The 25,374-nt window shown below is 63.5% G+C and carries 21 protein-coding genes and 1 other RNA gene; 7 read left to right on the forward strand and 15 right to left on the reverse strand.

Features of this window, described 5'->3' with window-relative positions; translation table 11 throughout:
- Positions 1-47 precede the first annotated feature (47 nt).
- Entirely contained in the window at positions 48-1,379 is a 1,332-nt protein-coding gene (locus BLR26_RS06820; protein ID WP_045200051.1) for an RNA helicase RhlE1, read from the forward strand.
- Positions 1,380-1,390: 11 nt separating this feature from the next.
- Here the strand turns inward: BLR26_RS06820 and BLR26_RS06825 are convergent, their stop codons facing one another.
- Both BLR26_RS06825 and BLR26_RS06830 read right to left on the reverse strand, forming a co-directional pair.
- Positions 1,391-2,626, reverse strand: a complete 1,236-nt coding sequence (locus BLR26_RS06825) for a TIGR03862 family flavoprotein (RefSeq protein WP_176794209.1) — start codon at positions 2,624-2,626, stop codon at positions 1,391-1,393.
- A gap of 149 nt (positions 2,627-2,775) precedes the next feature.
- Positions 2,776-3,690, reverse strand: coding sequence for a histone deacetylase family protein (locus BLR26_RS06830; RefSeq protein WP_093379240.1), 915 nt, complete (start codon positions 3,688-3,690; stop codon positions 2,776-2,778).
- Positions 3,691-3,788: 98 nt separating this feature from the next.
- Here BLR26_RS06830 and BLR26_RS06835 point away from each other — a divergent pair, with 98 nt between their 5' ends.
- Positions 3,789-4,217 carry an EamA family transporter gene (locus tag BLR26_RS06835; RefSeq protein ID WP_093379243.1) on the forward strand — a complete coding sequence of 143 codons (429 nt, stop codon included), beginning with the start codon at positions 3,789-3,791 and terminating at the stop codon, positions 4,215-4,217.
- Here the strand turns inward: BLR26_RS06835 and BLR26_RS06840 are convergent.
- On the reverse strand, positions 4,183-5,031 hold the full coding sequence (locus BLR26_RS06840; RefSeq protein ID WP_093379246.1) for a phosphatase PAP2 family protein: 849 nt from the start codon (positions 5,029-5,031) through the stop codon (positions 4,183-4,185). The two genes, BLR26_RS06835 and BLR26_RS06840, sit on opposite strands and share 35 nt — an antisense overlap.
- A gap of 3 nt (positions 5,032-5,034) precedes the next feature.
- Positions 5,035-5,727, reverse strand: coding sequence for a lipopolysaccharide core heptose(II)-phosphate phosphatase PmrG (locus BLR26_RS06845; RefSeq protein WP_093379250.1), 693 nt, complete (start codon positions 5,725-5,727; stop codon positions 5,035-5,037).
- A 142-nt stretch (positions 5,728-5,869) separates the two neighbouring features.
- Here BLR26_RS06845 and BLR26_RS06850 point away from each other — a divergent pair, with 142 nt between their 5' ends.
- The 3 genes from BLR26_RS06850 to BLR26_RS06860 all read left to right on the forward strand — a co-directional run bounded on the left by BLR26_RS06850 (position 5,870) and on the right by BLR26_RS06860 (position 7,976).
- Positions 5,870-6,439 carry a GNAT family N-acetyltransferase gene (locus tag BLR26_RS06850; RefSeq protein ID WP_093379253.1) on the forward strand — a complete coding sequence of 190 codons (570 nt, stop codon included), beginning with the start codon at positions 5,870-5,872 and terminating at the stop codon, positions 6,437-6,439.
- 77 nt (positions 6,440-6,516) lie between these two features.
- Entirely contained in the window at positions 6,517-7,386 is an 870-nt protein-coding gene (gene tesB, locus BLR26_RS06855) for an acyl-CoA thioesterase II (protein ID WP_093379256.1), read from the forward strand.
- Positions 7,383-7,976 (forward strand): HAD family hydrolase, encoded by a 594-nt coding sequence (locus BLR26_RS06860; RefSeq protein WP_093379258.1) that lies wholly within the window; start codon positions 7,383-7,385, stop codon positions 7,974-7,976. The genes tesB and BLR26_RS06860 overlap by 4 nt, the downstream gene beginning before the upstream one ends.
- Before the next feature lie 72 nt (positions 7,977-8,048).
- Here BLR26_RS06860 and BLR26_RS06865 read toward each other — a convergent pair whose 3' ends face one another.
- From BLR26_RS06865 to BLR26_RS06875, 3 genes are all read right to left on the reverse strand, one after another.
- Positions 8,049-10,520 carry a TonB-dependent siderophore receptor gene (locus BLR26_RS06865; protein WP_093379261.1) on the reverse strand — a complete coding sequence of 824 codons (2,472 nt, stop codon included), beginning with the start codon at positions 10,518-10,520 and terminating at the stop codon, positions 8,049-8,051.
- Between the two features lie 106 nt (positions 10,521-10,626).
- Positions 10,627-11,574: a FecR domain-containing protein gene (locus BLR26_RS06870; protein ID WP_093379264.1), complete on the reverse strand. Its 948-nt coding sequence runs from the start codon at positions 11,572-11,574 to the stop codon at positions 10,627-10,629.
- 1 nt (position 11,575) lies between these two features.
- A complete protein-coding gene (locus BLR26_RS06875) occupies positions 11,576-12,076 on the reverse strand; it encodes a sigma-70 family RNA polymerase sigma factor (protein ID WP_045199783.1) in 501 nt (166 codons plus the stop codon).
- Between the two features lie 140 nt (positions 12,077-12,216).
- Here BLR26_RS06875 and BLR26_RS06880 point away from each other — a divergent pair, with 140 nt between their 5' ends.
- Positions 12,217-13,227: a zinc-dependent alcohol dehydrogenase family protein gene (locus tag BLR26_RS06880; RefSeq protein WP_093379267.1), complete on the forward strand. Its 1,011-nt coding sequence runs from the start codon at positions 12,217-12,219 to the stop codon at positions 13,225-13,227.
- A 9-nt stretch (positions 13,228-13,236) separates the two neighbouring features.
- On the opposite strand, the gene BLR26_RS06885 is transcribed toward BLR26_RS06880, so the two are convergent.
- Positions 13,237-14,121 carry a LysR substrate-binding domain-containing protein gene (locus BLR26_RS06885; RefSeq protein ID WP_093379271.1) on the reverse strand — a complete coding sequence of 295 codons (885 nt, stop codon included), beginning with the start codon at positions 14,119-14,121 and terminating at the stop codon, positions 13,237-13,239.
- Positions 14,122-14,280: 159 nt separating this feature from the next.
- Here BLR26_RS06885 and BLR26_RS06890 point away from each other — a divergent pair, with 159 nt between their 5' ends.
- On the forward strand, positions 14,281-17,301 hold the full coding sequence (locus BLR26_RS06890) for a D-2-hydroxyglutarate dehydrogenase YdiJ (RefSeq protein WP_093379274.1): 3,021 nt from the start codon (positions 14,281-14,283) through the stop codon (positions 17,299-17,301).
- A gap of 7 nt (positions 17,302-17,308) precedes the next feature.
- On the opposite strand, the gene BLR26_RS06895 is transcribed toward BLR26_RS06890, so the two are convergent.
- The 7 genes from BLR26_RS06895 to BLR26_RS06925 all read right to left on the reverse strand — a co-directional run bounded on the left by BLR26_RS06895 (position 17,309) and on the right by BLR26_RS06925 (position 25,361).
- Entirely contained in the window at positions 17,309-17,719 is a 411-nt protein-coding gene (locus BLR26_RS06895; RefSeq protein WP_176794210.1) for a DUF4952 domain-containing protein, read from the reverse strand.
- 26 nt (positions 17,720-17,745) lie between these two features.
- Positions 17,746-18,525, reverse strand: a complete 780-nt coding sequence (locus BLR26_RS06900) for a class I SAM-dependent methyltransferase (RefSeq protein ID WP_045199772.1) — start codon at positions 18,523-18,525, stop codon at positions 17,746-17,748.
- Positions 18,526-18,742: 217 nt separating this feature from the next.
- Positions 18,743-19,134: a transfer-messenger RNA gene (ssrA, locus tag BLR26_RS06905) on the reverse strand.
- 104 nt (positions 19,135-19,238) lie between these two features.
- Positions 19,239-19,517, reverse strand: coding sequence for a hypothetical protein (locus tag BLR26_RS06910; RefSeq protein ID WP_045199770.1), 279 nt, complete (start codon positions 19,515-19,517; stop codon positions 19,239-19,241).
- A 74-nt stretch (positions 19,518-19,591) separates the two neighbouring features.
- Positions 19,592-22,402 carry an FAD-binding and (Fe-S)-binding domain-containing protein gene (locus BLR26_RS06915; protein WP_093379281.1) on the reverse strand — a complete coding sequence of 937 codons (2,811 nt, stop codon included), beginning with the start codon at positions 22,400-22,402 and terminating at the stop codon, positions 19,592-19,594.
- Between the two features lie 78 nt (positions 22,403-22,480).
- Positions 22,481-23,626 carry an FMN-dependent L-lactate dehydrogenase LldD gene (gene lldD, locus BLR26_RS06920; RefSeq protein ID WP_045199765.1) on the reverse strand — a complete coding sequence of 382 codons (1,146 nt, stop codon included), beginning with the start codon at positions 23,624-23,626 and terminating at the stop codon, positions 22,481-22,483.
- 67 nt (positions 23,627-23,693) lie between these two features.
- Positions 23,694-25,361: a lactate permease LctP family transporter gene (locus BLR26_RS06925; RefSeq protein ID WP_093379286.1), complete on the reverse strand. Its 1,668-nt coding sequence runs from the start codon at positions 25,359-25,361 to the stop codon at positions 23,694-23,696.
- Between the last annotated feature and the right edge of the window lie 13 nt (positions 25,362-25,374).

Below are 25,374 nucleotides of genomic sequence, written 5' to 3' on the forward strand. Positions count from 1 at the left end.
AACAAGGTAAACTGCCGCCATTGCTGAATTCCCCTGACGGTATTGCCATGACTTTCGCCAAACTCGGCCTGATCGAACCCTTGCTGCGCGCGCTCGAGCGCCTGGACTACAACACCCCGACACCGGTCCAGGCCCAGGCCATTCCTGCCGTACTGGCCGGCCGCGACCTGATGGCCGCCGCCCAGACCGGCACCGGCAAGACCGCAGGTTTTGCCCTGCCGCTGCTGCAACGCCTGACCCTGGAAGGGGCCAAGGTCGCCAGCAACTCGGTGCGCGCCCTGGTGCTGGTGCCGACCCGTGAACTGGCCGAACAGGTTCACGCCAACATTCGTGAGTACGCCGAGCACCTGCCGCTGAGCACCTATGCGGTGTACGGCGGGGTCAGCATCAACCCGCAGATGATGAAGCTGCGCAAGGGCATCGACCTGCTGGTGGCCACCCCGGGCCGGCTGCTCGACCTGTTCCGCCAGAACGCAGTCAAGTTCAACCAGTTGCAGGCGCTGGTGCTCGATGAAGCCGACCGCATGCTCGACCTGGGTTTTGCCGAAGAGCTGCGCGCGGTGTACGCCGCCCTGCCGGCACGCCGGCAAACCCTGCTGTTCTCAGCGACGTTCTCTGACGAGATCCGCCAACTGGCCGCGCAGACCCTCAATGACCCGCTGAGCATCGAAGTCAGCCCGCGCAATGTCACCGCCAGTACGGTCAAACAGTGGATCGTGCCGGTGGACAAGAAGCGCAAGCCGGAGCTGTTCAGCCACCTGATGCGCAAGCAGCGCTGGAAGCAGGTGCTGGTGTTCGCCAAGACCCGCAATGGCGTTGACCAGTTGGTCGAGCGCCTGCGTGGCCAGGGCGTCAATGCCGACGGCATTCATGGCGACAAGCCCCAGGCAACCCGCCAGCGTGCCCTGGACAGCTTCAAGGCCCGCGAGATCCAGATCCTGGTCGCCACCGATGTGGCGGCGCGCGGGCTGGATATCGACGACCTGCCGCTGGTGGTCAACTTCGACCTGCCGATCGTCGCCGAGGACTACATTCACCGCATCGGTCGTACCGGGCGCAAAGGCAATAGCGGTGAGGCGATTTCGCTGGTGTGCGCCGACGAAGTGCAGCTGCTGTCGGCGATTGAAACCCTGACCCGCAAGACCTTGCCACGCCACGAAGAGCCGGATTTCATTCCGGACCACAAGGTGCCGATGACCGATGCCAGCGGCCAGGTGCTGAAGAAGCCGAAAAAGCCGAAGAAGCCCAAGGAAAGCAGCAGCAAGCGCAGCCTCGGGCGCTGGATGGACAGCGCTGAAGCGCCAGCGGCAGCGCCGCAGGCCAAGCCGGTACGCAAGGTGCCGGCCTTCAATACCGGGCCGCGCAAGCGCAAGCCTTGACCCGCGATTATTCAGCCGTTAAGCCACTCCAGCAGACCCAACCCGGCCTTGCGCCCACTGGCAAAACAGGCAGTCAACAGATAGCCGCCGGTTGGCGCTTCCCAGTCGAGCATTTCACCGGCACAGAACACGCCGGGCAGTTGCTTGAGCATCAAGCGCTGATCCAGTGCTTCAAAGGTCACCCCGCCCGCGCTGCTGATCGCTTCGTCCAGCGGGCGAGGGCGCACCAGGGTGATCGGCAAGGCCTTGATCGCCTGCGCCAGCAAGGCCGGGTCAGCAAAGGTCGGTTGATCGGTCTGCTCTCGCAACAACGCCGCCTTGACCCCGTCCAGCCCCAGTTGACTGTGCAGGTGCTTGGCCATTGAGCGCGAACCTCGCGGCTTGGCCAGGGCCTGCTGGATTTTATCCACAGGCCGGTTGGGCAGCAGGTCGACCAGCACCCTGGCGCTGCCATCGCGGTTGATCGCTTCGCGGATCTGCGCCGACCAGGCGTACACCAGGCTGCCCTCCAGGCCTTGGGCAGTGAGCACGCATTCGCCCAGGCGCGGCGCCTGGCCGGCAAGGCTCAGGGCGATGTTCTTCAGCGGCGCGCCGGCAAACTTGTCCTTGAGCAGCGCGCTCCAGCCTTCGACCTCGAAGCCGCTGTTGGCCGCCTGCAATGGCGCGATCTGCACGCCTTGCGCTTGCAGCCAGGGCAGCCAGGCCGCATCGGAGCCCAGGCGTGCCCAGCTGCCGCCGCCCAGCGCCAGCACGGTGGCGGTCGGCTTTAGTGTCAGCTCGCCCTGTGGATAAGCGATTCGCAAACTGCCATCGGCATTCCAGCCCAACCAGCGATGGCGGGTGTGGATAACGACCCCGGCATCGCGCAGGCGCTTGAGCCAGGCGCGCAAAAGTGGCGCGGCTTTCATGTCGCGGGGGAACACCCGGCCGGAACTGCCGACGAAGGTTTCGATGCCCAGGTCGTGAATCCACTGGCGCAGCACATCGGCATCGAAGCCTTCGAGCAGGCGGGCAACGTCTTGCGTGCGCTCGGCATAACGGGCGATGAATGCCGGGTAAGGCTCGGAGTGGGTGATGTTCATGCCACCGACCCCGGCCAGGAGAAACTTGCGCCCCACCGAGGGCATGGCGTCGTACAGCTCGACGGCGACCCCGGCCTGGCTCAGCACTTCGGCGGCCATCAACCCGGCCGGCCCGCCTCCGATAATGGCAACGTGTGGGCGGTCGGTGGTGCAAGTGTCGGTCATGGTCGGCTGCAAGCTGGAAAAAAGAGCCGGCATTCTACCTTAGCGCGGCGCCCGGAATCACTGATCAAAAAACGTACATCGGCCTCAAGGCCCCGTGGTTAAAGGCCTTGAGGGGCTTTCCCGCAGGTTATCCACAGGCGGTTCCACAGTCATTGTGAGTAACCCAGCACACGGCTGGCGCTGTGGTGCAGTATGCCGTGGCGGCGGGCGAGGGCTTCGCGGTCCTTGCTGTAGCCACCACCAATCACCCCAACCACCGGAATGTCCCGGCCCAGGCAGTGGCGCAGCACGCTTTGGTCACGGGCGGCGACGCCTTCATCGGTCAGTTGCAGATAACCCAGGGCGTCGTCCTTGTGCACATCGACCCCGGCGTCGTACAGCACCAGGTCCGGGCGGTACAGCGGCAACAGGTAGTTGAGCGCGTCATCGACCACCTTCAGGTACGCCTGGTCGCCCATGCCGCGCGGTAGAGGGATGTCCCAGTCGCTTTCGGCCTTGCGCGCGGGGAAGTTCTGCTCGCAATGCAGCGATACGGTGATCGCGTCCGGGGTGTCATGGAGGATGCGCGCGGTACCGTCGCCCTGGTGCACGTCGCAATCGAAGATCAGCACCTTGTGCACCCGCCCGGCGGCGAGCAGGTAATGGCTGATCACCGCCAGGTCATTGAAGATGCAAAAGCCGGCCGGGTGATCGTAATGGGCGTGATGGGTGCCACCGGCCAGGTGACAGGCGATGCCATGCTCCAGCGCCTGCTCGGCTGCCAGCAGCGAGCCGCCAACCGCGCGCACGGTGCGCCGCGCCAGGGCTTCGCTCCAGGGCAAGCCAAGGCGGCGCTGGTCTTCACGCGACAGCTCGCCGTTCATGTAGCGCTCGATATAGGTGCGGTCATGGGCCAGGGCGAGGATGTCGTTGGGGCAAACCTCGGGGCGTAGCAACGCCGCGTCGGTAGTCAGGCCGCTGGCGACCAGGTGGTCGCGCAACAGGCGGAACTTGTCCATCGGAAAGCGGTGCTCGGCGGGAAACTCCGGGCTGTAGTCGTCGTGGTAGATCAGCGGCAGCGGCATGGCAGGGTCTTGAGCGAGACAGAAGCTGATCTTGCCAGTTACCAAGGCCGTTACGCCAGCTTCTACAATGAGTAGCAATTCCTTGCACAGGCGTACTTATGGTGTTGGCTTCATGGACTTTCTGGGCGGTGTTATCCGCCGTGTTCGCCGCGTTGACCGCGATCTTCGCCAAGGTCGGCATCAGCGGCATCAACTCCGACTTCGCCACCTTGCTGCGTACGGTGGTGGTGCTGATCAGCCTGACGCTGATTCTGTATGCCACCGGCCAGTACCAGTCGCTGAGTTCGATCCCGGCCCGCAGCTATCTGTTTCTGGTGTTGTCGGGGCTGGCCACCGGCGCCTCGTGGATCTGTTACTTCCGAGCCCTGCAGTTGGGCCAGGCGTCACAGGTGGCGCCTGTGGATAAACTCAGCGTGGTGCTGGTGGCGGTACTTGGCGTAACCCTGTTGGGCGAGCGGCTTGACTTGCGCCAGTGGGCCGGCATCAGCCTGGTCACTCTGGGCGTAGTGATGCTGGCGTGGCGTTGATCAACGCCGGCGTGCGTGCTCTGGTCGCCACCCGCGCGGGAGCCTGTAATGCCAGCCGGCCGTAAAAGAACAGTGCTGTCAGCCATGTCGTCAGCCAGACGAAAATCCCTGCCCAGAAGGTGTGCGACATATAGTGCCAGCCCTGCAGCACGCGCGTGGTGCCAAACACCAGCCCCAGCAACAACACCGCCACCAGCAGTTTGCGCGCATGCGCCCAGCGATGGCGTCGGGCAACGAAGTACAGCGCCAGCAAGGTAAAGCCGCTGGAGGCGTGGCCACCCGGCCAGCAACGCCCGGCACCGGCCTTGTCCAGCCAGCTGAAGTTCTCGAACCATTCCTGGCGCAGCTCGCTGCCGCCGTACAGGGTGGTCTCCACCGGGCAGTACACGCTGGTGTGGCTTTTCAGGTAATGGATGACCGTGGTGCTCAGGGCAAAGGCCACCACCACGAACAGCAAGTCGCGACGGTAGCGGGTGGTCAAGCGCAGCACCGCAGCGATACGCCAGGTGTTCAACATGCGGCTGGCAGTGGACTGTGGATAAGCGGCAAAGCGTGGCCAGATAAACGACAACAGCGAGCCGATGACTGCCAGCTCGCCGGTCCAGTTCGGCAAGATGCGCGGCCACTTGTGGGTCACTTTCTCGAACCATTGGTTGTGCAGCAGCGGGAACTGGCCGCTGGCCGGGTCGAGCAGCAGGTTGCTGATCAGCCGGTCGAGGCTGGTGAGGTCGAACAGCAAAAAAACCACGGCAGCCAGCAGCAGCGGCAAACCCAGGTTGGTCAGATAGAAGTCGCGGCGAGAGGGGCCCGGCATGCTTTACATTCCTGCGCTGGCGACAAGTTTGCGCCATTCATTGGCGTTCATCTGCCCGAGAATCCGCGCCTTGCCGTTGCTGCCCATGGACACGAACAAGGCACTGGCATAGGCGCTGGAGCGTTCACCACCGGGCACATTCAACTGCCGCTCAAGATGATCGATGCAACCACTGTGGGTGACCAGCACCAGGTTATGGTAGGCGCGCTTGTGCTTGAAGGCGGCATCGGCAAAACCCTTGTCGCATTGCTTGAGCCAGTCCTCGCTGGCGATCGCCTTGCCGAACATGAAGTGCGCAGTTTGCTGGGTGCGCACCTCCGGGCTGCTCAGCACCTGAGCGTTGTTCAGGCCCAGGCGCTGGATGCCGTTACCGACGTCGCTGGCCGCCTGGCTACCCTCGAGGGTAATGCCGCTGGGGTCGCCCAGGCAGCGGTTGTGCGAACGGTCGCAACGTTCGGCATGGCGGATCAGGACGATGACCGCGCCCTTGGCCCATTCGCTGTAAACACCACTGTTGTGCATCTGATTGTCGCTGCCCAGGTCCACGATCGGTGTCCTCGATGTCCACCACAGTGCAAGGATGACCAGGGCGAGCAGGAGGCCCAGCCCGGTCAGCGGTTGGCGCCAGGGAGCGCCGCGTCGTCGCTGGGTGGCAGTGCTGGCGGTAAGCGCAGGCGTCAGGTGGGAAGATGACATAGGACCACTTCAGGCAGGTTCAAGAGTGAACGCACTGTAGAAAAGGTCAGGTTCAGAACCAGTGAAAGGGATGTGAAAAATAGCTTGGAGCTGAGGTTGTTACCTACGCTATAAACAGCAGGCTGTGGATAAGGAGCCGAGCATGACCCCGATATTGCAACTGGAAAGCGCACGGTTGCTGTTGCGCCAATGGCAGGATGACGACCTCAGGGAGTTCGCCGCGATGTGCGCCGACCCGCAGGTCATGCGTTACTTTCCTGCACCCTTGACCCGGGTCGAGAGCGCTGCGCTGATCGGCCGGATTCGCGGCCACTTCAATGAATACGGCTTTGGCCTGTGGGCCCTGGAGCGCAAGGACACCGGCGCCTTTATCGGCATGACCGGCCTGCTCAACGTGAGTTTTGCCGCCGATTTTACCCCGGCGGTGGAGATCGGCTGGCGCCTGGCCCGGCGCCACTGGGGGCTGGGTTTTGCCAGTGAAGCGGCCTGGACCAGCCTGCGCTGCGCCTTCGCTCAACTGGGCCTGGAGCAGGTGGTGTCGTTCACCACCGAGAGCAACCTGCCATCGCAAAAAGTCATGCAGGCCATCGGCATGCAGCAGGACCTGGCCGGCAGCTTCGAACACCCCAGGCTAGAGCCTGGCGACCCTTTGCGAGCGCACGTGTTGTACCGCATCGACCGCGCCCAGTGGCAGGCCACCCTGCGCGGCTGAATTGCACAACATACGGGCCGGCAATGACAAACCCTGTATTATTTGCCGCAGTTGCGCATTGCCTTGGAGAATCTTGAATGAGCCACGTGTTGGACGATCTGGTTGACCTGTTGAGCCTGGAATCGACCGAGGAAAACCTGTTCCGCGGGCGAAGCCAGGACCTGGGCTTTCGTCAGTTGTACGGTGGGCAGGTACTGGGCCAGTCGCTGTCGGCGGCCAGCCAGACGGTCGAGGAGGCGCGCCACGTGCACTCGCTGCACGGCTACTTCCTGCGCCCGGGCGACGCCAGCATGCCGGTGGTCTATTCGGTCGACCGCGTACGCGATGGTGGCAGTTTCAGCACCCGGCGGGTGACGGCGATCCAGAAGGGCAAGACCATCTTCACCTGCAGCGCCTCGTTCCAGTACGACGAGGAAGGCTTCGAGCACCAGAGCCAGATGCCCAAGGTGGTCGGCCCGGAGAACCTGCCGTCGGAAGTCGAGCTGGCCAAGCGCATGGCCGATCGCCTGCCTGAAGCCATTCGCGACAAGATGCTCTGCGCCAAGCCGATTGAAATGCGTCCGGTAACTGCCGAGGATCCGTTCAACCCCAAGCCCGGCGAGCCGGTCAAGTACGTCTGGTTCCGTGCTGACGGCAACCTGCCGGACGTGCCGGCGCTGCACAAGTACATGCTCGCTTATGCCTCGGATTTTGGCCTGTTGACCACCTCGCTGCTGCCCCATGGCAAATCGGTGTGGCACAAGGACATGCAGATCGCCAGCCTCGACCACGCGCTGTGGTTCCACGGCAACCTGCGCGCCGACCAGTGGCTGCTGTACGCCATGGACAGCCCGTGGGCCGGCAATGCCCGTGGTTTTGCCCGCGGCAACATCTACAACCAGGCCGGGCAACTGGTGGCTTCGTCGTGCCAGGAAGGCCTGATTCGTCATCGCCAGGACTGGCAATGAGCCTGCAGCAGATTCGCCACTGGGTGTTCGACATGGACGGCACCCTGACCGTTGCCGTGCATGATTTTGCCGCGATCAAGGTGGCGCTGGAAATTCCCCAGACCCACGACATCCTCACCCACCTGGCGGCCCTGCCGGCCGATGAAGCCGCAGCCAAGCACGCCTGGTTGCTGGAGCATGAACGTGAGCTGGCGATTGGTTCACGCCCGGCTACCGGTGCCGTGGAGCTGGTCCGCGAGCTGGCGGCGCGCGGTTGCCAGCTGGGTATCCTTACCCGCAATGCCCGGGAGCTTGCGCATATCACCCTTGAGGCAATCGGCCTGGCCGACTGCTTTGCCGTCGAGCACGTGGTCGGGCGTGATGAAGCACCGCCCAAGCCACACCCTGGCGGCTTGCTGAAGCTGGCCGACGCCTGGGCGGTGGCGCCGAGCGAGATGGTCATGGTCGGCGACTACCGCTTTGACCTGGACTGCGGCCGGGCGGCGGGGGCGCGGACGATTCTGGTGAACCTGCCGGATAACCCCTGGCCAGAGCTGGCCGACTGGCATGCAGCGGATTGCCGGGCGTTGCAGGTGATGCTCGACAATTGAGTTGAATTCATCGCGGGGCAAGACCGCTCCTACATTCGGTGTGCAGGAGCGGGCTTGCCCCGCGATGGGGCCTCAGAACTCCCAGCGCGTCGTCAGCATCACATTGCGCGGATCACCGTAGTAGGTGGTGTCGAAGTTGCCCAGCCCGGTCAGGTAGCGCTTGTCGAAGACGTTGTTGGCATTGACCGTGAAGCTCAGCTGCTCGTTGTATTGATAACGGGTCATCAGATCGACCAGGGTATAGCCGCCTTGCTTGATGAAGCTGTAATCCTCGATCGAGCGGTTGTAGATCTTGCCGTAGAACGCGCTCTGCCAGTTGATTCCACCCCCCACTGTCACCTTGTCCAGCACCCCCGGCAGGCGGTAGGTGGTGAACAGCCGCACCAGGTGTTCAGGTTTGCTGGTGCTCATCGGGAAGCCATAGATACGCTGCTCGTCGGCATCGCGTGAACGCGCGTAGGTATAGCCGGCCGAGAGGTTCCAGCCTTCCTGCAGCTCACCAGCCACTTCCAGCTCGATGCCCTGTGTGGTGGCGCCACTGGTCGCCTTGTAGATGCCCTCATTGGTCGCAGGGTTGGTGCCGATCGACTCGGCGACGTTGTCCTGCTCGATGCGAAACAGCGCCAGGCTGGCGTTGAGCTTGCCGTCGAAGTAGGCCGCTTTCAGGCCGGTTTCGTAGCTGTCGCCTTCGACCGGGTCGAGGGTGGCACCGTTGCTGTCTTTGTTGCTCTGTGGCTGGTAGATCGAGGTGTAGCTGGCGTACACCGAGTAGGTGTCGTTCAGGTCATAGACCACTCCGGCGTAGGGCGTGACCACGCCGTGTTGCTTGTAGCTGGCCTGGCTGTCGGCAAAGTTCGGGTTCAGGCCGTCGTAGTCGTAATTGTCGCTGTACTTGAAGGTGCTGACCCGGGTGCCGAGGATGACTGAAAAGTCATCGGTCGGGTGCAGGCGGGTGGCGATGTAGGCGCCGTTCTGGCTCTTCTTCTGTTCGTACTTGCCGTTTTTCGGGAAGTCCGGCACGCCGATGTGACCGTCCCAGTCAAAGATGCTGCCGGGCACCGTGCCAAATTCGCCGGTGTCCCAGGTGGCGCCGGTCTGGCGCGAATGGTTGGTGTCAAGGCCGACGACCAGGTCGTGCTGGCGGCCGAACAGGGTGAACGGGCCGGAGATATTCAGGTCGGCACTGTTCTGCACCCGGTGGCCTTCCCAGCGGCCCCAGAAAAAGTACATGCCGTCACCATTGCGATCCGGCGCGCCACCGCTGGCCGAGGCCAGGCGGGTGTCGTGATCGCTCTGCAACTGGTTGACGCTGAGCTTGAGCGACCAGTCGTTGGCCAGCGCCTGTTCCAGCGAGGCGAAGTAGGTGCGGTTCTGGAAGTCGCGGCGGCTCCAGTCGGCGCCCGGGTTGAACGAGCGGGAGAAGTCAGTGCGACCGCCGTCGGTGTAGTACACCGGGTTGCCGGTCCAGGAGCTGCCGCGCGGGGTGGTGGTCTGCTGGTCGATACCGACGGTCAGCAGGGTATCCGGGGTGATGTCGGCCTCGAGGATGCCGTAGTACACCTCTTTGTTCTGCTGGTAATGGTCCTGGTAGCCCTTCTTGTCCTGCTGGGCGCTGACGAAACGCCCACGCACGCTACCGCTGCTGTTGATCGGGCCGGAGACATCGACTTCGCCGCGGTAGTTGTCCCAGCTGCCGGCACTGCCGGTGAGCGAGCCCTGGAACTGCGCGGTCGGTTTCTTGCGGATCAGGTTGACCGTGGCCGACGGGTCGCCGGAGCCGGTCATCAGGCCGGTGGCGCCCTTGAGCACCTCCACACGGTCATAGATCGACATGTCGACATGCGCGGTACCTTCGCCGTACACCCCGTCATACACGGTGTTGACGCCGTCGTACTGGTAGTTGGTGATCACCAGGCCGCGGCTGGTGAACTCGGTGCGGTCGCTGTCATAGGTTTGCGCCGAGACGCCGGGGGTATTGCGCAGCACATCGGAAATACTCTGGGCGCCCTGATCGTCCATCTGCTGGCGGGTAACCACGGTGATGGTTTGTGGCGTCTCGCGGATCGACAACGGCAGCTTGGTCGCAGTACGGGTCGCTGCGGTAGTGTAGGAATGCGTACCCTCGGTGGTTTCACCCAGGCCTTGAGCATTGATGCTGGTGGCGCCCAGTTCCATCGCCGCGCCAGTATTGGCGGGCACCAGCACGTAGCCGCCGTTGGACTGACGCTGGGCCTGCAGGCCGGTGCCGCTGAGCAGGCGCGCCAGGCCTTCCTCGACCGAGTAGGTGCCGTGCAGGCCGGCCGACTGCTGGCCTTGAGTCTGGCGCGCATCGAACGACAGGGTGATGTTGGCGCGGGTGGCGAACAGGCTCAGGGTAGTGCCCAGCGGGCCCGGGGCGATCTGGAACTGGGTGCTGGCGCTTTGCGCCATGGCCTGGGCCGGCAGCAGCGCGAGCAGCGGCAACGGTGCCAGGGTCAGGCCGAACAGCGCCAGGTGGACAGCGCGAACCAGCGGGCGAGGGGCGCGCGGACAAGTCGGGGTCATGCAGGATTTCCTTCGATTGGCTGGGCAGAGGGGCGGTCGAAATTTGCCGCTTTAACTGCGTAGCCGAATGAGAATGAAAATCGGCAACCCTTTGTACGAAATTTCTTCAGACAGCTTCAATGCTGACCCAGTAGCGAGTCATGTAACGCACCCTGACCGGCAACGACACGCCGAGGTTTTCCAGAATCGTGTCGGTGTCGTCGATGCGAAACGCACCTGACAGGCGCAGGTCAGCGATGCCCTCGGCGCAGCGCAGCACGCCGGGGCGGTAGCGGCGCAGTTCGCTGATGAAATCGGCCAGGCGCCATTCGATCACGGTCAGCATGCCCTGGGTCCAGGCGCCGGTGCCGGGCAGGGCGGTGCTGGCGGCAGCAATCTGCGTGCGGTTGAAGCTGACGCTTTGCCCGGCCTCCAGGCGCAGCATCAGCAGCGGCTGGTCGAGCGGGCGCACCTGCACCGCATGTTCGAGCACGCTGACCCGGCTCAGGCCATTGTCGCTACGCACGTTGAAGCGCGTGCCGAGGGCGCGCACCCGGCCTTCGGCGGTTTCGACCATGAACGGGCGCGCCGCGCTGTCAGGGGCGGTTTGCACCATGATCTCACCACTGTACAGGCGCAGCAGGCGTTGCTGGCTGTCGTAGCGGATATCCACGGCACTGTCGGTGTTCAGTTCAAGCTGGCTGCCATCGTCCAGGCGCACCTGGCGGCGCTGGCCCTTGCCGGTGCGCAGCTCGGCCATCCACGCCTGGCCCGGGGTACTTTGTTGTACCGCCCAGCCGGTTGCGCCAACGGCCACGAGCAGCGCCAGGGTCTTGAGCACGGCGCGGCGCCGGGCGCGCACGCCGGCAAGCGTCGGCAGGGCGACATCAGCGGGCAGCCGGCCCAGTTGGCGCTGCAGCTTTTCGACCCGCGCCCAGGCCTGGGCATGGGCCTGGTTCTTGCCCAACCAGTCTTGCCAGGCCTGCAACTGCGCAGCGCTGGGCGGCGCGGCGTTGAGCTGCACGTACCAGGTGGCGGCAGCTTCGAGGGTGCGATAGTCCAGCGGCTGGGCCATGTCAGTCGTCCGTGAGCAGCAGGCAGTGGGTCATGGCGCGGATCAGGTGTTTTTTCACCGTGGTCACCGATATCCCCAGGCGTTCGGCGGTAGCCACATAGCTCAGGCCTTCGAGTTGCACGGCCAGGAAGATAGAGCGCGTGCGCTCGCCCAGGCCATCGAGCATCTGGTCCACCGCCAGCAGGGTTTCGAGGATCAGCAAGCGGCTTTCCGGTGATTCGGCGACCCGCTCCGGGCGCAGCGCCAGTTCGTCCAGATAGGCCTGTTCAAGCGCCTTGCGGCGAAACTTGTCGATCATCAGCGCATGGGCGATGGCGCCCAGGTAGCTGCGCGGCTCGCGAATGGTGTCTGCATTGCGTGCATTCAATACCCGGATAAAGGTGTCCTGGGCAAGGTCGGCGGCATCGGCGGCATTGCCCAGGCGGGTACGCAGCCAGTTTTTCAACCAACCGTTATGTTCGCTGTAGAGCGCGTGCAGGGCAGCATGATCGGGAGCGGGCATGGCGGGGCAATATCGAGTAATTGATAATTAGTCGCATTATTGTGGTTTGCTGGCGCACTATGCAAGCGCTCGTGCTTGACCTGGGGCAGGGTCGGGCGAAGACTGGTCAGCTATTTGCCGAATCGACTCAGGAGGTTTCCATGACCAGCAGGGCCATTATCGTCCAGACCGGCGGTGGTTACGACAAGGTGCAGGTAGGCACCCGCGAGGCAGCCGCCCCGCAAGCCGGCGAAATCAGCGTGCGCCTGCATGCCAACTCGCTCAACTATCACGACTTCGCCGTGGTCAGCGGCATGTGGGGGCCGACTGCGCCGCGTATTCCCATGGCCGATGGCGCTGGCGTGGTGACCGCAGTGGGCACTGGCGTCAACGAGTTCGCTGTCGGTGATTCGGTGGTCAGTACGTTCTTCCCGGACTGGCTGGACGGCCAACCGTTGGTCGAAGGTTTCGCCAGCGTTCCGGGCGACGGCATCGATGGTTACGCCCGCGAACAGGCCACCGCTCGCGCGACGTCCTTTACTCATGCACCCAAGGGCTACAGCCACGCGCAAGCGGCGACCCTGACTACCGCCGGCCTGACTGCCTGGCGTGCGCTGATGGCCGACGACTCGCTCAAGCCGGGCGATACCGTGCTGGTGCAAGGCACCGGTGGCGTGTCGATTTTCGCCCTGCAGTTCGCCAAGCTGGCGGGCGCCACGGTGATCGCCACGTCCTCCAGCGACGACAAGCTCGAACGCCTCAAGGCCCTGGGCGCCGACCACCTGATCAACTACCGCAAAACCCCGGCCTGGGGCGAGAAAGTACGCCAGCTCACCGCCAACCGCGGTGTCGATCACGTGATCGAGGTCGGTGGTCCGGCGACCCTGGAGCAGTCGATGATCGCCGCGCGTATCGGCGGGCATGTGTCGCTGATCGGCATTCTTACCGGCGTGGCGGGCAACCTGCCGCTGGTCCAGGCGCTGGTGCGGCAGATCCGCCTGCAGGGTGTGCTGGTTGGCAGCCGCGCCCAGCAGCAGGCGATGGTCCGCGCCATCGATGCCAATGGCCTGCGCCCGGTGATCGACAAGACCTTCGAGCTGGAACAGATCGTCGAGGCCTTCCGTTACCAGGAAAGCAACCAGCACTTCGGCAAGATCTGCCTGAGCATCTGAGCCAGCGCCTCAGATCTGCCCCAGCAACCAGCCGCGAAATGCCGCCAATGACGGCAGCGACTGGTTGCGCGGCGGGTAGATCAGGTAATAGCTGCGCTGGCTGGCAAACGGCGCGCCGACGCTGACCAGCTCCCCGCTGGCCAGCTCGTCGGCCACCAGGATGCGCGGCACCAGGCCGATACCGATGCCGGCGCGCACCGCCTGGATCAGGTGCGAGGTCAGCTCGAAGCTTGGCCCCAGGCGCATGCTGCGGTGCGCCAGGCCATGATGGGAAAACCACTCGCCCCAGGCGTTGGGGTTGTTGGCCACGTTGAGCAGCAATTGCTCAGGCAGGCGCGGCGGCGACCAGTCGGCCTGGCTGGCGGCAGTCTCCGGCGACAGAATCACCAGCAACTCTTCGGCATGCAGGTGATGACAGACCAGCCCGGGCACATCGGCATTGCCGACGACAATGGCGGCGTCGATGCCGCTGGTTTCGAAATCGATGGCTTCGATGCGCGAATTGATGTGCACCAGCATGCCCGGGTGCAATTTGTAGAATTCATGCAGGCGCGGCAGTAGCCACTTGGAACCGAAGGTCGGCAGGGTGGCCAGGCGCAGGCTGCCTTCGCCGGACTGATAGGCCATGGCCTGCAAGGTGGCGCTGCGAATGCGCCCAAGGGCTTCGCTCATCTCCCGTTGATACAGCCGGCCGACATCGGTCAGGCGCACCTGGCGGCCTTCGCGGCGGAACAGGGTCAGGCCCAGTTGCTGCTCCAGCGCCTGCACCTGGCGGCTCACCGCGCTTTGGGTCAGCGACAGCTCGGTGGCGGCGCGGGTATAGCTTTCATGCCGGGCGGCGGCTTCGAACGCCAGCAGCAATGACATGGACGGTGTGAGATGGCGGTAATTCATTCGTAAAAGTCATCGATAGCGGCAGAAATATCCAGTTGTCCGCAGCGTCGCGCTCCGGGATCATTGGCATATCAGTGTCTTGAGGCTGACCTAATTATGCTCAGCCAGCAAGTGTTCCGATATTCCCGTGATTAGCCAAATTAAAGAGGCCATCCTTTGATGATCGCCCAGTTGCCGACCAGCGCCCCCGCTGGCGACTATGCCGATTTTCTCGCCGCCCTGCGCGCCAGCGGTTTCCGTGGCCAGTTCAGCGCCGACTATGCCACCCGCACGGTGCTCGCCACCGACAACTCGATCTACCAGCGCCTGCCGCAAGCGGCGGTGTTTCCGCTGGATGCCGAGGATGTTGCCCACGTCGCTACGCTGATGGCCGAACCGCGCTTTCGCCAGATCAAGCTCACCCCGCGCGGCGGTGGCACCGGCACCAACGGCCAGTCGCTGACCGACGGCATCGTCGTCGACCTGTCGCGGCACATGAACAACATTCTCGAGATCAACGTCGAGGAGCGTTGGGTGCGGGTACAGGCCGGGGTGGTCAAGGACCAGCTCAACGCAGCGCTCAAGCCCCACGGGCTGTTCTTCGCCCCGGAGCTGTCGACCTCCAACCGCGCCACCGTCGGCGGCATGATCAACACCGATGCCAGCGGCCAGGGCAGTTGCACCTACGGCAAGACCCGCGACCACGTGCTCGAACTGCACAGTGTGCTGCTCGGCGGCGAGCGCCTGCACAGCCTGCCGATTGATGATCAGGCGCTGGAGCAGGCTTGTGCACAAGAAGGCCGCAGCGGTGAGGTGTACCGCATGGCCCGGCAGATTCAGGAAACCCAGGCCGAACTGATCGAGACCATCTTCCCCAAGCTCAACCGCTGCCTGACCGGCTACGACCTCGCGCACCTGCGCGACGAGCAGGGCCGCTTCAACCTCAACAGCGTGCTGTGCGGTGCCGAAGGCTCGTTGGGTTACCTGGTCGAGGCCAAGCTCAATGTGCTGCCGATTCCCAAGTACGCCGTGCTGGTCAACGTACGCTACAGCAGCTTCATGGATGCCCTGCGCGATGCCAATGCGCTGATGGCGCACAAGCCACTGTCGATCGAGACGGTGGACTCCAAGGTGCTGATGCTGGCGATGAAGGACATCGTCTGGCACAGCGTCGCCGAGTACTTCCCCGCCGAAGCCGAGCGCCCGACCCTCGGTATCAACCTGGTGGAGTTCTGCGGTGATGATCCGGCAGAAGTGAACGCGCGGGTGCAAGCCTTCGTCGCCCACCTGCAGGCCGATACCGGCGTCGAGCGCCTGGGCCACACCCTGGCTGAAGGCGCCGAAGCGGTGACCCGCGTCTACACCATGCGCAAGCGCTCGGTGGGCCTGCTTGGCAACGTTGAAGGCGAAGTGCGCCCGCAGCCGTTCGTGGAAGACACCGCCGTACCGCCCGAGCAACTGGCCGACTACATTGCCGATTTCCGTGCCTTGCTCGACAGCTACGGCCTGGCCTACGGCATGTTCGGCCACGTCGATGCCGGCGTGCTCCACGTGCGCCCGGCGCTGGACATGAAAGATCCGGCCCAGGCGGCGCTGGTCAAGCCGATTTCCGATGCCGTGGCGGCGCTGACCCATCGCTACGGCGGCCTGCTCTGGGGCGAACACGGCAAGGGCCTGCGTTCGGAATACGTGCCGGATTTCTTCGGCGCCCTGTACCCGGCGCTGCAATCGCTCAAGGGCGCCTTCGACCCCTACAATCAGCTCAACCCCGGCAAGATCTGCACCCCGCCGGACAGCGAACAGGGTCTGATAAAGGTCAACGAAGCACCGATGCGCGGCGACTTTGACCGGCAGATTGATGAGCGGGTGTGGCAGAGCTTTGGCAGCGCCGTGCACTGCAACGGCAACGGCGCCTGCTACAACTTCGACCCCAACGACGCCATGTGCCCATCGTGGAAAGCCACCCGCGAACGCCAGCATTCGCCCAAGGGCCGTGCCTCGCTGATCCGCGAATGGTTGCGCCTGCAGGGTGCGGCCAGTATCGATGTGCTGGCGGCGGCAAAGAACAAGACCTCCTGGCTCAAGGAGCTGCCCAAGCGCCTGCGCAACAACCAGGCCCGCTCCCGTGGCGAGGCTGACTTTTCCCACGAAGTCTACGAAGCCATGGCCGGCTGCCTGGCGTGCAAATCCTGCGCGGGGCAGTGTCCGATCAAGGTCAACGTGCCGGAGTTTCGTTCACGCTTTCTGGAGCTGTACCACGGCCGCTATCAGCGTCCGCTGCGTGACTACCTGATCGGTTCGCTGGAGTTCAGCATTCCTTACATGGCTTATGCGCCAGGCTTGTACAACGCGGTGATGGGTTCGAAGTGGGTCAGCCGCCTGCTTGAGCGCCATGTCGGCATGCTCGACAGCCCGCTGATCAGCCGCTACAACCTGCAGAACACCTTGACCCGCTGCAACGTGCGCGCGGCCAGCGTACCCGCGCTGCGCGAGCTGACCCCTGCCCAGCGCGAGCGCAGCATCGTTCTGGTTCAGGATGCCTTCACCCGCTACTTCGAAACACCGTTGCTGGCGTCGTTCATCGAACTGGCCCATCGGCTGGGTCACAAGGTGTTCCTCGCGCCCTACAGCGCCAACGGCAAACCCTTGCATGTCCAGGGCTTCCTCGCAGCCTTTGGCAAAGCGGCGATTCGCAACGCCACCCAGCTCAAGGCCCTGGCCGATTGCGGCGTGCCGCTGGTCGGCCTCGATCCGGCCATGACCCTGGTGTATCGCCAGGAATACCAGAAGGTCGAAAGCCTGAGCGATTGCCCGAAGGTGCTGCTGCCGCAGGAATGGTTGATCGACGTGCTGCCTGAACAGGCTGCGGGCGCCAGCGAAACCTTCCGCCTGCTGGCCCACTGCACCGAAAAAACCAACGTGCCGGCCAGCACCCGTCAGTGGGAACAGGTATTCGCCCGCCTGGGGCTGAAACTGGTTACCGAAGCCACTGGCTGCTGTGGCATGTCGGGTACCTATGGCCACGAAGCGCGCAACCAGGACACCTCGCGGACCATCTTCGAGCAATCCTGGGCCGGCAAGCTGGATAAACCGGGGGAAGCATTGGCCACCGGTTATTCCTGCCGCAGCCAGGTCAAGCGCATGGCTGAGCGCCAGTTGCGTCATCCGCTGGAGGTGCTGCTGCAGTTCGCCAAGGGCTGATGGCCGCTCAGGGTTCGAGGGTATCGACGCTGACGGTGATGTAGAAGAACTCGATCTGTGCCCACTGCGAGCGCTGGTTGGCCAGCGTCTCTTCGGAGGCCATGAGGACTTGGTAAGTGATGCCGCTGTGTGGGTCGCGGTGGAAGTGGCGCAGCGAGTCCCACATGCAGCAGAAAAACTGCAGGCGGCCCATGCCATAGGTTTGCTGCAGGTGGGCCTCGGCCACCGCTGCTTCGGTGCCCCTGACCTTGTAGGTCGCGATCAAGGGCGCCGTCTGTCCTTCGATGTCCTGATGGCAGCCCTGGTACTGGATGCCCTTGGGGTACGCGCCCAATGTGCCGAGGAAGTCCTCGCACTTAGGTGCGGCCTGCAGCGACCCGCACAGCAGGAGCAGGGTCAGGATAATCAATGGGCGCAATGGCTTCGTCCTTGAAGTACGCCGGATCAGGCAAAGCTGATGTTGGTGCGCTGCTTGCCGTAAACAACCCGGGCGGCGGACATCAGTTGATGCGGGATTTCGACGAACGGGATATCCGAGTTGGTGATGGCGATGTCCACAAGTTGCAGCATCATCGAGTTCTTTTTGACCAGGATGACATCCGACCAGTCAGTGTTGGTCACGGCCACAGGCACGAAGTCGGAACGCTTGAGGAAGCTGCTGAGGGCTTCCAGTACACCCAGGTTCTGCTTGGTGCCTTGCAGGCTATGGCAGCAATCGTTGAGAAGCATGAAGCCATCATCGGCCAGCAGGTCCTGGTAGTACATCATGTCGCGCAGGATGTACTCGTATTGATGGTTGGCATCAATGTAGATCAGGTCGAATTTCTCGATACCGGTTCTTGGCTGGATCTCAGGAATGGCGTCGATCGTCTCGGCGCGAATGAGGGTGACGTTGGGCTTGTCGGCGAATTTGCCCTGGCATTCTTCATACAGGTTGTCCCAGGTGGCCATGTCATAAAGCGAGCCGCCATAGTAGTAATCATAGCTATCTACAGGGTCAACCCAAGGTGGCAGCTGGTCGAACGGGCTGTAGGCTTCGGTGGCCGAGGGGCTCCAGCTGTCGATCAAGACCATCTGTTCAGGGCTGAGGGCGTTATAGAGGTTCAGCGCATTTTGCCCGCGCAAGACGCCAAGCTCGGCGATGACCGGCTTTTTATTGCAGGCGTCAAACACTGCCTTGAGAACGTGGTAGAAGGTCTCGCGGTGGGTCATACAGACTTTCATGCCTGCTCCTGTTCTGTGGTGGTTGCGGCCCCCCGGAGTCGACAAGGATACGAGACGGGGCGGTCCTTCCAGGTGTTTATCGACCGCTGCGCCAATAGGATGAGCACGGTTTTGTCCGCAGCGTGTCGATGGCCGACAGGCGGGTTCAGTCAGGGTTCTCCGGGCAACAAAAAAGGCATCGGCGCAAGCGCCAGATGCCTTTTTCGTTTTGCGTATTTGGTGGAACCGGGGGGATTTGAACCCCCGTCCGCCAGTGATCCGCTGTCGGTACTACATGCTTAGCCGTGTCTATTGAGTTAATCCGCAGCCGCCCGACGGGCAGGGTGCTTTGGACGAGTTGTGTAAGTTTTAGCCGCTTCGTCCACAACGTACTGCACGGCGATCCTGTTCTGTATGACAATCACTTCGGGTTTACAGGCATCCCCTAGTGATTGCTGGAGCCGAAGCTACCAGGAGAGCGGGCTCGGCTGCTTACGCAGCGAGAGCGTAACCCTCGTAGTTTTCGTCATTGGCAACTATAGAAAGTTGCAACAGTGGATTTACGAGTTCTGTTACCAACTCGGCATGCACCTAGAGTTTCACTACCGGCGTCGAATCCTAATCGGCCCCATGTGTTGCGCTCTAGCTGTAAGCGTTTTTCAACGCTCGAGGTCCAGTATACGCCATCGGTCGGGCGACGTCGACTGCTGGTCTGACATCGCCCGGCAGACGGGTTATTGGCCGTTGCTGCCTTTCTCGGTTTTCTCCAGGCGCTCCAGAGTCTTGCTGGTAATAGCAATGCAGTCTTTCGTGTTACCCGCTGCCTGGGCAGCCTTGGCGTCCTTGACATGCTCGGCCACGGCGTTGTCCATACCTTCGGAGGTAGCTCCGGCGGTAGCCGTGGCATCTTCAATCTTCTGCAGGTTTAGGGCGCACAGGTCTTCTTCCGCAAACACAGGGGAGGCAAGCAGTGCGGCGGCAATGAACAGTCCGGAAATCGCAGTACGCTTCATGTGAATCTCCTTGGCTGGGAAGGCCTCGGGAAAGGGGGGCCTAATTTGATGGACTGCTCCGCTCTCACAAAGGTTCAGATAGCCCGCGCCCGTGTTACCCGGTCCACCAGGTACACCAGCCCGTGATAATCGATCCCGCCATGGTTCGACAGGCCGATCTCGCAGGTGCGGCTGGTAGAGATGCCTTCGCTGCAGTACTGCACCGCATCCTTGAGGCTGCGCAGCGAATGGGCATTGAGCTGCGGGGTGGTAAAGCCCTTGTCACCGGCAAAACCGCAGCAATGGATGCCTTCGGGAATCACCACCTGTTTGCTGCAACGCCGCGCCAGGTCGATCAGCGCCTGGCTTTCACCCAGGTGCTGGGTGCTGCAGGTCACGTGTACGGCGATCGGCTCGTCCTGGGGGGTGAACTCCAGCTTGTCGACCAGGTGGGTGCGGATGAAGCGCACCGGGTCATACAGGTCCAGGCGCGTTTCGGCGAGATCCTGGACCAGGCGCAAGGTGCACGGGCTGGTATCGCAGTAGATCGGGTCAAGGCCGCCGCGGCTGGCGTGCAGCAGGGCGTTGATCAGCTCCTGGCGCTTGTGCTCGGCCTGCTCGGCATAGCCCTTGGAAGCAAACGGCTGGCCACAGCACAGGTTGTCCTGGTTGTCCGGGAATACCACTTGATAGCCGGCCTTTTCCAGCAGGGCGCGGGTCTTGTCCAGCAACGAGGTTTGCTCGCGATCCGCCGCCGCCGGACCCATCACCCTTGAAACACAGGCGGCCAGATAGACGACTCGGGGCCGCGCATCGTTGCTGGCCGGGCTGAGCTGCACCGCTTTTAGCGGTTGTGGCATGGCCGGCGTCCACTGTGGTACTCGGCCGTGGCTGAGCTTACTGAGGCTGGCGCTCAGGCGACTCAGGCGCGGCGCGCCAAGCAGGCGACGGGCGCCGTTGGCGGCTTGCAAGGTAAGGCGCGCGCCACTGAGGGCGGTATGGAAATTGTCAGCCAGCCAATCGGCAGTCTTCACGTGTTCGGCAGCCTGGCCGCGCAGCTTTTTCACCAGCTCACCGGTATTGATACCCACCGGGCAGCGTTGGGCGCACAGGCCGGTGGCGGCGCAGGTGTCGATGCCCTGGTACTGGTAGTTGCGTTCCAGCTCGCGGGTATCGCTGCCAGCGCGTTTTTTCGCCTGGATATCGCGCCACATGACGATGCGCTGGCGCGGGCTCAGGGTCAGCCCCTTGGACGGGCAGACCGGCTCGCAGAAGCCGCATTCGATGCACTTGTCGACGATCTCGTCAGCCGCCGGTAGCGGCTTGAGGTTTTTCAGATGGATTTGCGGGTCTTCGCTGAGCACCACGTCCGGGTTGAGAATGCCATTGGGGTCGAGCAGGCGCTTGAGCTGCCACATCAACTGGTAGGCATCGCTGCCCCATTCCAGCTCAACAAAGGGTGCCATGTTGCGCCCGGTGCCGTGTTCGGCCTTGAGCGAGCCGCCGAATTCGACCGCCACCAGTTGCGCCACGTCGTCCATGAAGGCCTGGTAACGCGCGACCTCTTCGGCGCTGTTGAAGCCCTGGGTGAAGACGAAGTGCAGGTTGCCTTCCAGGGCATGGCCGAACAGGATCGCCTCGTCATAGTGATGTTTGTCGAACAGCGCAATCAGGCGATTGACGCCGATGGCCAGTTGCTCGACCGGGAAGGTCACGTCTTCGATGATCACCGTGGTGCCGGTCTTGCGCACCGCGCCAACGGCCGGGAAGGTGTCCTTGCGGATGGCCCAGAGCTTGGCGTTCTCCTTGGCGTCTTCGGTAAAGTTGACCTGCTTTTCCACCGGGAAGCTGGCCAGCGAGGCCATGATTTGCGCCAGTTGCTCGTGCAGCAGCGCCTGGGTTGCTGCGCGGGATTCGATCAAAAGTGCGCAGGCGCCATCGGACAGTTGCTGGACGAAGGCCGGCATCCCGGGCTTGTCCTGCACCGAGCGCAGGCTGCGTCGGTCGAGCAGTTCCACCGCCGATACCGGTTGGCTCTTGAGTACGGTAACGGCGTTGCAGCAGGTTTCTACATCCGGGAAGACGATCAGTGCCGAGGCTTTGTTCGGGTGATCGATCACCGTGTCGTAGGTCACGGCACTGATAAAGCCCAGGGTGCCCTCGGAGCCGACCAGCAGGTGGCTGAGGATATCCAGCGGCTGGTCATAGTCGATCAGGGCATTGAGCGACAGGCCGGTGGTGTTCTTCAGGCGGTACTTGTGGCGAATTCTGGCGGCTAGCTCAGTGTTGGCGCGGGTGTCCCGGGCCAGGCGCGCGAGCTTATCGAGCAGGTCGGCGTGGCTCTGTTCGAAGGCGGCGACGCTGGCCGGGTCTTCGCTGTCCAGGCGCGTGCCGTCGGCCAGCACCAGGCGCATGCCGGCCAGGGTGTGATAGGTGTTCTGCGCGGTGCCGCAGCACATGCCGCTGGCATTGTTGGCGACGATACCGCCAATCTTGCAGGCGTTGATCGAGGCAGGGTCCGGGCCGATCTTGCGCCCGAACGGGGCCAGCCAGGCATTGGCCTGGGCGCCGATCACGCCCGGTTGCAGACGGATCTGCTGGCCCTGGTGGCGAATCTCGCGGCCGTTCCAGTTATCGCCGAGCACGATCAGCACCGAATCGCTGATGGCCTGGCCGGACAGGCTGGTGCCGGCGGCGCGGAAGGTGACCGGCACGCGCTCGCGCTGGGCCAGCTTGAGCAGGGCGACCACTTCATCTTCGGATTCGACCCGTATCACCAGTTTGGGAATCAGCCGGTAGAAGCTGGCATCGGTGCCGAAAGCCAGGGTCGACAGCGGGTCGTCGAAACGGCGCTCGGCGGGTATCAGGCGTGCTACCGAGTCGAGAAACGCGGCGGGCAGACTCATGCAATCTCCTCGCGGGGTCGTGGCGTCTGGTGCGCCGCGTGCCCCGGTCAATCAGGCGGTGATTCGAAGGCGCGGCTATCAGGCACCCAGTTCGCGGACCAGCGAGTCGCGGGTGATTTCGCTGATCGATTTGGCGCCTGTCAGCACCATGGCCACGCGCATTTCTTTTTCGAACAGCTCCAGCAGGTTCTTCACCCCGGCTTCACCGGCGGTGGCCAAGGCGTAGAGGAATGCACGGCCGATCAACACGGTGTCGGCGCCCAGGGCAATCATGCGCACCACGTCCAGGCCGCTGCGGATGCCGGAGTCGGCGAGAATCTTCAGATCGCCTTTGACCGCGTCGGCAATCGCCGGCAGGGCGCGGGCACTCGACAGCACGCCATCGAGCTGGCGGCCGCCGTGGTTGGAGACGACGATGCCGTCGGCGCCGAACTTCACGGCGTCCTTGGCATCTTGCGGGTCGAGGATGCCCTTGATCACCATCGGGCCTTCCCAGAATTCGCGGATCCACTCAAGGTCTTTCCAGGAAATCGACGGGTCGAAATTGGCGCCCAGCCAGCCGATGTAATCGGCCAGCCCCGTGGGGCTGCCGCGGTAGGCGGAGATGTTGCCCAGGTCATGGGGTTTGCCCAGCAGGCCGACATCCACGGCCCACTGCGGGTGGGTCATGGCCTGCCAGACGCGGCGCAGCGGCGCGTTCGGGCCGCTCATGCCGGAGTGCGCATCGCGGTAGCGGGCGCCGGGCACCGGCATGTCCACGGTGAACACCAGGGTGGTAACGCCAGCGGCCTTGGCGCGCTCCAGGGCGTTGCGCATGAAGCCGCGATCCTTGAGCACATAGAGCTGGAACCACATCGGCCGGTCAATGGCCGGCGCCACTTCTTCGATCGGGCACACCGACACCGTCGACAGGGTGAACGGAATGCCTTTGGCCGCTGCCGCCCGCGCCGCCTGGACTTCGCCGCGGCGTGCGTACATGCCGGTCAGGCCGACCGGGGCCAGGGCCACCGGCATGCTCAGGGTTTCGTTGAACAGTTGGGTCTCGAGGCTCAGCTCGGACATGTTCTTCAATACGCGCTGGCGCAGGGCGATGCCGGCCAGGTCTTCGACGTTGTGGCGCAGCGTGTGCTCGGCGTAGGCACCGCCGTCGGCGTAGTGGAACAGGAATGGCGGCAGCTTGCGTTGGGCTGCTGCGCGGTAATCGGTAGCGGCAGAAATGATCATGGGGTCTCGCAGCGTTGGGTGAAGGGGAGCTGCCGGGCGCACCACAACGCGCCCGGCCCCTGACACTTTAGTGAACCAGCATGCCGGTCAGCCAATAAGCCTGGATCAAGGTGATCAGGCCAACGATAGTGGCGAAGAACAAGCTGTGCTTGAGGGTGAAGCGGAACAGGTCCGACTCTTTGCCGACCAGGCCGGTAGCGGCGCAGGCCACGGCGATCGACTGCGGCGAAATCATTTTGCCGGTCACGCCGCCGCTGGTGTTGGCGGCCACCAGCAGGGTGTCGTTGACCCCGATCTGGTGCGCGGTGGTGGCCTGCAGCGAGCTGAACAGGGCGTTCGACGAAGTATCGGAACCGGTCAGAAACACGCCCAGCCAGCCGAGGAACGGCGAGAAGAACGGGAACGCCGCGCCAGTGCCGGCCAGTACCAGGGCCATGGTCGACGACATGCCCGAGTAGTTGGTGACGAAGGCAAAGGCCAGGACCATGCCGATCGACAGGATCGGCCAGCGCAGTTCGAAGAAGGTCTCTTTCAAAGTGGTCAGACCAGTTTTGAAATTGATCTTCAGCACCAGCATCGAGATCAGCGCCGAGAAGAAAATCGCGGTACCGGTGGCAGAAATCGGGTCGAGCTTGAACACCGCCGGGATCGCCGTCGGGGTGGCGACGATCGGTGCGGTCTTGATCACCAGTTGGTCAAGGTGCGGGATGGCGAAGTTGAATACCCAGCTGTACATCGAGCCACCGGCGGCGAAAGCGGCCTTGAACGGCTTGAGGGTCCAGATGGTGACCAGCACGGTGAGGATCAGGAACGGCGACCAGGCTTTGAAGATCTCGCCGAAGCTGTACGGCGAAGGCTGGCTGCCACCGCTCTGTACCACAGCGGCGCCAACACTACCGGGGGCGGCGGCGAACGAACGCTTGGGCTGCCAGACCTTGAGGAACAGGGTCAGGGAAATCAGGCTGGCCAGGGCCGAGGTGATGTCCGGCAGTTCCGGGCCAATGAAGTTCGAGGTGAAGTACTGGGTCACGGCAAAGCTCAGGCCGGCCACCAGGGCGGCTGGCCAGGTCTCTTTGACGCCGCGCAGGCCGTCCATCATGAACACCAGCCAGAACGGTACGAATAGCGACAGCAAGGGCAGCTGGCGGCCGGTCATGGCGCCGATCTTGAACGCATCGATACCGGTGACCTGGCCGGCCACGATGATCGGGATGCCCAGGGCGCCGAAGGCCACAGGCGCGGTGTTGGCGATCAGGCACAGGCCGGCGGCGTACAGCGGGTTGAAGCCCAGGCCCACGAGCAGGGCGGCGGTGATCGCCACCGGGGCGCCGAAGCCTGCCGCACCTTCAAGGAAGGCGCCGAAGCAGAAACCGATCAACAGCACCTGCAGGCGCTGGTCGTCGGTAATCGACAGCACCGAGCTGCGGATCACTTCGAACTGGCCGCTCTTGACCGTCAGCTTGTACAGGAACACTGCGGCGACAATGATCCAGGCAATCGGCCACAGGCCATAGGCAAAGCCGTATCCGGCGGCGGCAAGGGCCATGTCGGCAGGCATCTGGAAAGCAAAGATCGCCACCAGGATCGACAGGCCCAGCGTGATGCTGCCAGCCACGTGACCCTTGAGGCGGAACACCGCCAGCGCGAGGAAAAAGAACACGATCGGGATGACTGCCGCGAGCGCGGACAGGCCAAGACTACCAAGCGGACTGTAAAGCTGTTGCCAGGTTTGCATATGGGGTGGCCCC

The sequence above is a fragment of the Pseudomonas sp. UC 17F4 genome, from assembly GCF_900101695.1.
In the GTDB taxonomy this organism is placed as follows: Bacteria; Pseudomonadota; Gammaproteobacteria; order Pseudomonadales; family Pseudomonadaceae; genus Aquipseudomonas.